Source organism: Kitasatospora sp. NPDC090091, from assembly GCF_044747365.1.
In the GTDB taxonomy this organism is placed as follows: domain Bacteria; phylum Actinomycetota; class Actinomycetes; order Streptomycetales; family Streptomycetaceae; genus Kitasatospora.
Genome location: NZ_JBIVDY010000042.1, coordinates 21,505 through 28,168 on the forward strand (window position 1 = coordinate 21,505; position 6,664 = coordinate 28,168).

Annotated in this window: 7 protein-coding genes; 3 read left to right on the forward strand and 4 right to left on the reverse strand. The window is 75.6% G+C overall.

The features are described from left to right. Positions 1-116: 116 nt before the first annotated feature. Entirely contained in the window at positions 117-1,046 is a 930-nt protein-coding gene (locus ACIPSC_RS38485) for a CAP domain-containing protein (RefSeq protein ID WP_400834886.1), read from the reverse strand. 338 nt (positions 1,047-1,384) lie between these two features. Next, positions 1,385-2,020, reverse strand: coding sequence for a hypothetical protein (locus ACIPSC_RS38490; protein WP_400834889.1), 636 nt, complete (start codon positions 2,018-2,020; stop codon positions 1,385-1,387). 36 nt (positions 2,021-2,056) lie between these two features. On the opposite strand from ACIPSC_RS38490, the gene ACIPSC_RS38495 reads away from it, so the two are divergent. Both ACIPSC_RS38495 and ACIPSC_RS38500 read left to right on the forward strand, forming a co-directional pair. After that, positions 2,057-2,773: a response regulator transcription factor gene (locus tag ACIPSC_RS38495; protein WP_400834892.1), complete on the forward strand. Its 717-nt coding sequence runs from the start codon at positions 2,057-2,059 to the stop codon at positions 2,771-2,773. Then, entirely contained in the window at positions 2,770-4,194 is a 1,425-nt protein-coding gene (locus ACIPSC_RS38500; RefSeq protein WP_400834894.1) for an ATP-binding protein, read from the forward strand. Before ACIPSC_RS38495 ends, ACIPSC_RS38500 begins: the two co-directional genes overlap by 4 nt. A gap of 93 nt (positions 4,195-4,287) precedes the next feature. Here ACIPSC_RS38500 and ACIPSC_RS38505 read toward each other — a convergent pair whose 3' ends face one another. Then, entirely contained in the window at positions 4,288-4,965 is a 678-nt protein-coding gene (locus tag ACIPSC_RS38505) for a response regulator (protein ID WP_400834897.1), read from the reverse strand. Next, positions 4,962-6,125, reverse strand: a complete 1,164-nt coding sequence (locus ACIPSC_RS38510) for a sensor histidine kinase (protein WP_400834900.1) — start codon at positions 6,123-6,125, stop codon at positions 4,962-4,964. Before ACIPSC_RS38510 ends, ACIPSC_RS38505 begins: the two co-directional genes overlap by 4 nt. A gap of 317 nt (positions 6,126-6,442) precedes the next feature. On the opposite strand from ACIPSC_RS38510, the gene ACIPSC_RS38515 reads away from it, so the two are divergent. Then, on the forward strand, positions 6,443-6,664 hold a 222-nt coding region (locus ACIPSC_RS38515), incomplete at its 3' end, for a helix-turn-helix domain-containing protein (protein ID WP_400834903.1).

Genomic DNA, 6,664 nt, shown 5'->3' on the forward strand with positions numbered 1-6,664 from the left:
GTTCCTCGGGTCGGGGAGGGGGCGGGAGAGGGGGCGGGGGAGGGCCCGGGAGGTGCCCGGGAGGGCCGGGGAGGTGCCCGCGGACAATGCGGGCGGACGGTCCGGCGGTGGCCGGATCAGTCGGAGAAGTCCTGGGTGAGCCAGACCGTGCCGGCGGAGTCGCGGTACACGGAGATGCCGATGTGGGTGAAGCTCCGGCTGAGCAGGTTGCGGCGGTGGCCGTCCTCGGGGGGCTTCTCGTCGAGCATGCTCTGCGTCAGGCGGACGGCCTGGGCGGCGATGTCGGCGGTGGCGGTGGAGACCGGTCCGCCGCGGCCGATGTTCTCGCCGGCGGTGCCCCAGTGGACGCCCTGGGCGCTCTCCCGCTTGCCGACGGCGGGTTCGCCGGGGCACTGGTGGGCCAGGCCGCAGCCGCCGCTCATCACGTCGTTGTGCCCGGCGGCGGCCGCGGTGAGTCCGGCCGTCAGGGTGTACGGCGGGAGGCCCTGGGCGGCCCGGGCGTCGTTGATCAGGGCGAGGACCTGCTGGACCTCGTCCCCGCCGCCCGCCGCGCCCGCCGCGCCCGCCGCCGCGCCGTCGGTCTTGGCGGCGGGGGCCGAGGAGGCCGGGGTGGCGGGGGCCGCGGGGGTGGACGCCGCAGTGGTGGCGGCTGCGGCGGCAGGGGTCGTGGCCGCCGTGCCGGGGCCGCCGGTGCGGGTGCTGCTGGGCTTCGCCGCCGAGGGGGAGGCCGGCTGGGGGCTCGCGCCGGCGGGCTCGGTGGTGGGCGCGGCCGGACCGGTCGGGGCGGCTGTAGCGGCGCTACTGGCCTTGGTGTGTACGGGAGTCGGCGTGGTGCCGGCCGCAGCGATGTCGGCCGCGGCGGCGGCCGTGCCGGGTGCCGTGCCGCCGGCCGGGGCGGGGAGCGCCGCGACCGTGGCCACGGTCCCGCCGACGGCTAGCAGCATCGCTCCGACGACGGCCGCCCGGGGCAGCCGGGTCGCCCGCCGGGCGGCGCGGTGGGCCGGGGTGCGGCGCTTGGGCCGGGGTGCGCGGGGGTCGATGGACATGGTGGTACCTCGGGATCGGGTGAGGGGTGCCGCGTCCCGGGCCCGGCCGTGGGGCCGGGCGTCGGGAGACGGTGGGTCGGCGCGCCCCGGTCCGCGAGTCCGGTGTGCGCGTGGAGCCCTGTCGCGCCGCCGGTTCTGCGGGCCGTCAGAAGCTCTCTGCGACAGCGAGCATAGGACGCCCGAACGGCCTGTCACGCTGTTCCGGCCGATCTTCAGGAACGGCTAAGGAAGCCCGCAGCCTGTGCTTCGGGAACAGCCCGCCAAACCCTGCCCGACCTGCGTCCGGACCCGTGCGGCCGGGGTCGTCCCGGCCCCGGCCGGGAGGCCTGCCGGTCCGCTCAGAGATCCGTCTCGCGGACCGAGGACTGGGCGCGCGGCTGCACCGTGGAGGTGATCAGCGAGCGGTGGTGGGAGCTGGAGAAGGTGACCTGGAGGGTCTGCGCGGAGCCCTGGGTGGTCTGGGTGGTGAACCCGGGCGCCGGCAGCGCGGAGACCAGGCAGACGGCGGTGGCGCCGTAGCGGACCGTGACCTGCCCGCCCTCGGACTTCACGGTGTACACGCCCGGTCCGCCCGGGCAGGAGCCGGCCCGGTCGCCGCCCTGCGGCGCGGGCGCGGTCGTGCCGGAGCCGGTCGTGCCGGGAGCCGTGCTGCCGGGCGAGGTCGGCACCCGGGACTTCGCCGCCGAGGGGCCGCCGCCGGCGGTCGGCGAGCCGCCCGGTGTCGCGGCGGAGGTCGAACCGGAGAGGGCGGAGGAGGGCGCGGCGGACGGCGGGCCGCCGGCCGGGACGGGCGCCGCGGACGGGCTCTCCGCCACCGCCGAGGCCGCCGCCCCGATCCCGTTCGCCGTCGTCCGGACCGTCGGCGGGACCTCGGCCGTGGAGTCCACGACGAAGCCGACCGCGAAGAACACGGCCGTCACGGCAAAGGCCGTGCAGCAGATCCAAACCAGCAGGTAGCGAGCGAGGCGGGGCACGCGGCCCATCATCCACGATCCGCTACGGTGTCCCCCATGCCGAGCGTCCTTGTCGTCGAAGACGAACCCGAGATACGCGCTTCGCTGATCGAGGTGCTCAGCGCGCACGGGCACCTGGTGCGCAGCGCCGGCGACGGATTCGGCGCGCTGCGCGAGGTCACCCGGGCGCCGCTGGACGCCGTGGTGCTCGACCTCGGGCTGCCGGACCTGGACGGTGCGGACGCGCTGCGCATGATCCGAGGCATCTCCCAGGTGCCGGTGCTGGTCGCCACCGCCCGCGACGACGAGGCGGAGATCATCAAGCTGCTGGACGCCGGCGCCGACGACTACCTGGTCAAGCCGTTCTCCGGCGGGCAGCTGGTGGCCAGGCTCAACGCGGTGCTGCGGCGCTCCGCGGCGGCCGCCCACCACCCGCCGGCCGCCGCGCCCGGCCCGGCGGCCGGCCAGGGCGAACTCCTCGCGGTGGGCGGGCTGGTCATCGACCCGCGCGGCCGCTCGGCCCACCTGGACGGGGTCGAGCTGAAACTGACCCGCCGGGAGTTCGACCTGCTCGCCTACCTCGCCCGGCACGTCGACCAGGTGGTGCCCAAGCGCCAGCTGCTCGCCGAGGTCTGGCGCGAGCCGTACGTGGACGACCAGACCATCGACGTCCACCTCTCGGCGCTGCGGCGCAAGCTCGGCGAGCGCGGTTCGCTCCCCCGCTACCTGAGGACGGTGCGCGGGGTCGGGATCAAGATGGTGACGCCGCGGTGAGACGGTCGCTGGCCGGGGTGGCCCTGGCCGTCACCTCGATGGTGGCCCTGGCGTTCCTGATCCCGCTCGGCGTGCTGGTGGCCGACCAGGCCCGCAAGCAGAGCACCACCGCCGCCGAGCAGCGGGCCGCCGCCCTGGCGCCCGTGCTGGCCCTCACCACCGGCACGGCCGACCTCCAGCAGGCCGTCTCCGGCCTGGACCCGGGGGAGGGTCTGGGCGTTCACCTGCCCGACGGCCGGCACCTGGGGGCCGGGCACGCCCCCGCCGAACTGCTGCGCCGGGCGATGGACGAGGGCGAGTCGATCGCCCGGGACGTCCCCGGCGGCTGGCTCTACCTCCAGCCCGTGGTGCTCGGCCAGGACGGGACGGCCGTGGTCGAGGAGTTCGTCCCCGACGCCGACCTCACCCGCGGGGTGAGCGCGTCCTGGGCGGTGATGTCGCTGCTGGCCGTCGGCCTGATCGCCGGCTCGGTGCTGGTCGCCGACCGGCTCGGCGCCCAGGTGGTGCGCTCCTCCAGGACCCTCTCCCGGGCCTCGCACGCCCTCGGCGCCGGCGACCTGGAGATCCGGGTGGAGCCCGGCGGGCCCCGGGAGCTGCGGGACGCCGGGCAGGCCTTCAACGCGATGGCCGACCGCATGGTCGACCTGCTGGCGACCGAACGCGAACTGGTCGCCGACCTCTCGCACCGGCTGCGCACCCCGCTGACCGCCCTCCACCTGGCCGCGGACCGGATGGCCCCCGGCCCGGACACCCGCCGGATCAGCACGGCCGTGGCGCAGCTGGAGGAGGAACTCAACTCGATCATCGCCGCCGCCCGCACCCCGCTGGCCACCGGGCCGATGGGCCGGGCGCTCACCGCCGCCGAGGACACCCGCGCGACGGGTGGCCCGCGGCCCGGCGCGGGCCGGGCGTCGGCGGCGGGTACCGGTCCTCGCGCGGAGGCGGCGGAGGTGATCCGCCACCGGGCGGGCTTCTGGGCCACCCTGGCGGGCCACCAGGACCGCGCCTGCCGGCTGGAGATCACCACCGAGCCGACACCCGTCCAGCTCCCCGCGGACGACCTCACGGCGGTGATCGACTCGCTGGTCGGCAACGTCTTCCGGCACACCCCGGCCGGGACCTCGTTGGCCGTCCGGGTGGAGCGCACCGCGCAGAGCGTCGAACTCACCGTGGAGGACGCCGGCCCCGGCATCGACGACCCGGACGGCGCCCTGGCCCGCGGCGCCAGCACCGGCTCCACCGGCCTCGGCCTGGACATCGCCCGCCGCGCCGCCTCGGCCACCGCCGGCAGCCTGCGGATCGACCGCGGCCCGCTCGGCGGCGCCCGGATCACCCTCTCCCTCGGCCTCGCCGCCGCCGATCCCGCCACGGGCCCGGGGCGCCGCACCCGCCGCCACAGCCGTCACAGCCCTCACCGCTGACTGCGCATCTCCCGCTGACTGCGCACGCTCCGCCAGGTGGGGACGACCGGCCTGCAGACCGGACGGCACAGCGCCAGGGCTTCGGCGGCGGCGTCAGACCGGGTGGACGAGGCGGCTCTCGTAGGCGAAGATCACGGCCTGGACCCGGTCGCGGAGTTCGAGCTTCTGCAGGATCCGCCCCAGGTGGGACTTCACGGTCGCCTCGGCGAGGTACAGGGCGGCCGCGATCTCGGTGTTGGACAGGCCGCAGCCCACCTGGACGAGCACCTCGCGTTCGCGGGCGCTGAGCCGGCCCAGCCGCTCGTCGTGCGCGGTGCGGCCGCCGTCGGCGCTGCTGCGGTCGGGGAGGTGCGGGCGGCAGTTCTCCAGCAGGCGCCGGGTGATCCGGGGGGAGAGCACCGCGTCGCCGGCGGCGACGTTGCGGATCGCGGTGAGGAGCTCCTCGGGCCTGGTGTTCTTCAGCAGGAAGCCCGAGGCTCCGGCGCCGAGCCCGGCGAAGGCGTAGTCGTCCAGGTCGAAGGTGGTGAGGATCAGCACGCGGCTCTGCGGGGAGACCTCGACGACCTGCCGCGTCGCCTCGATCCCGTCGGTCCCGGGCATCCGGACGTCCATCAGGACGACGTCGGGGCGCAGCTCCCGGGCGAGGCGGACGGCCTGGCTGCCGTCCGCCGCTTCGCCGACGGGTGCCATGTCGGGCTGGGCCTCCAGGACGGTGCTGAAGGCCATGCGGAGCAGCGCCTCGTCGTCGGCGATCAGGATGCGGATCGTCATGCGGACGCCGCCCCGCTGCTGTCGAGGACGAGGCGGGTCCGGACTCCCCAGCCGCCGCCCGGGAGCGGCCCGGCCTCCAGCGTCCCGCCGTAGGCGGCCGAGCGCTCGCGCATCCCGGGGATGCCGTGGCCGGCCGGTGTGCCGGCGGCGGGACGTGGCGGGCGGGGGCCGTTGTCGGTGACGTCCACGGTGACGGTCCCGGCCGAGCAGCGGATCCGGACCGTCGCGCGGGTGCCGGTGGGTGTGTGCTTGAGGGCGTTGGTCAAGGCTTCCTGTACCAGGCGGTAGACGGTGAGTTGTGCGGTGGCGGGTACGTGGCCGTGGGCGCCGTGGACTTCGAGGCGGGTCGGCAGCCCGGCGGCGCACATCTGGTCGGCGAGGGCGTCCAGTTGTGCGATGCCGGGCAACGGGTGGAGCTCCGCGTCCGGTTCGTCGGTCCGCAGGATGCCCAGCGAGCGCCGCATGTCGGTCAGGGCCTGGCGGCCCGTCTCGGAGATCTGGAGCATCGCGGCGGTGGTTTTCGCGGGCGACCGGTGCTGTGCGTAGACGGCGGCGTCGGTGAGCGCGACCATGACGGACAGGTTGTGGGTGACGATGTCGTGCATCTCCCGGGTGATGCGGGTCCGTTCCTCGGCGACGGCCAGTCGCGCCTGCTGCTCCCGCTCGTGCTCCAGGCGTTCGGCCCGTTCCTCCAGGGCCGCGAGGTAGGCGCGGGTGGTGCGCACGTTCACACCGAGGACGGCGGCGGCGACGGCCGTCGCGGTGAGAGCGACGAAGGGGGTCGGGAACGCGCCCTCCGGCGCCCAGCGCAGGCAGGCCAGCAGGACTCCGGCCTCGACGACGGCACCGGCGAGGAGCGTGCCGCGCCGGCCCGAGTGCGCGGCCACCGTGTAGAGAGCAACCAACAGGGCGATGTCCGCCGGGAGTTGGACGTCCATCAGCCACTGGACGAGCGCTGCGGCCGTCACGGCGCCGAACACCGTGAACGGGGCCCGGCGCCGCCACAGCAGGGGCAGCGCGAGGGCGGCGGTGAGGGCCACGGCCACCGGCAGGTCCTGCGGCGCGTACGTGGTCAGGACGTTGAGGAGCAGGAGCGCCGGCAGCAGCGCGTCCCACACCACGGGCGGCAGCCGGAGGCCCCGGCGCCCGGCGGCTGTCACTGCTCGCGCCGCTCGGGCGGAGGGCAGGCCGACAGGAGTCGTCAGCCGCGAGACGGTCGTCGCCCGGCGCGCCCGCGCCCATGCCCGAGCCCGGTTGCGTACGTGGTCCCGGTTGCGTACCCGGTGGTCAGCGCCGGGTGCCGCGGCCGCCTCGGTCATCTGATACCTCCGTGGATACTCCCGGCTTCAGCCGGGAGAGGAAACGGATCGCCCGCGTAGCGGGACGGGAGACGCCAGGCCGCCGCTGAGGCGGTGTGGCGTCTCGGAAGACGATCGCCCGGCGGATGGTCGCAAAGATGGCTGCTAGCGTGTGATCCGTGACGACCGCTCACGTGAAGCGGGCATTCAAGTTCCGCTTCTACCCGTCCGACGCGCAGGCGGCCGAGCTGTCGCGCACGTTCGGGTGTGTGCGGCTCGTCTACAACAAGGCGTTGGCCGCCCGGACCGAGGCATGGACGATGCGTCAGGAACGGGTGAACTACAACGCCACGTCGGCGATGCTGACGGCGTGGAAGAAGACCGAGGAACTGGCGTTCCTC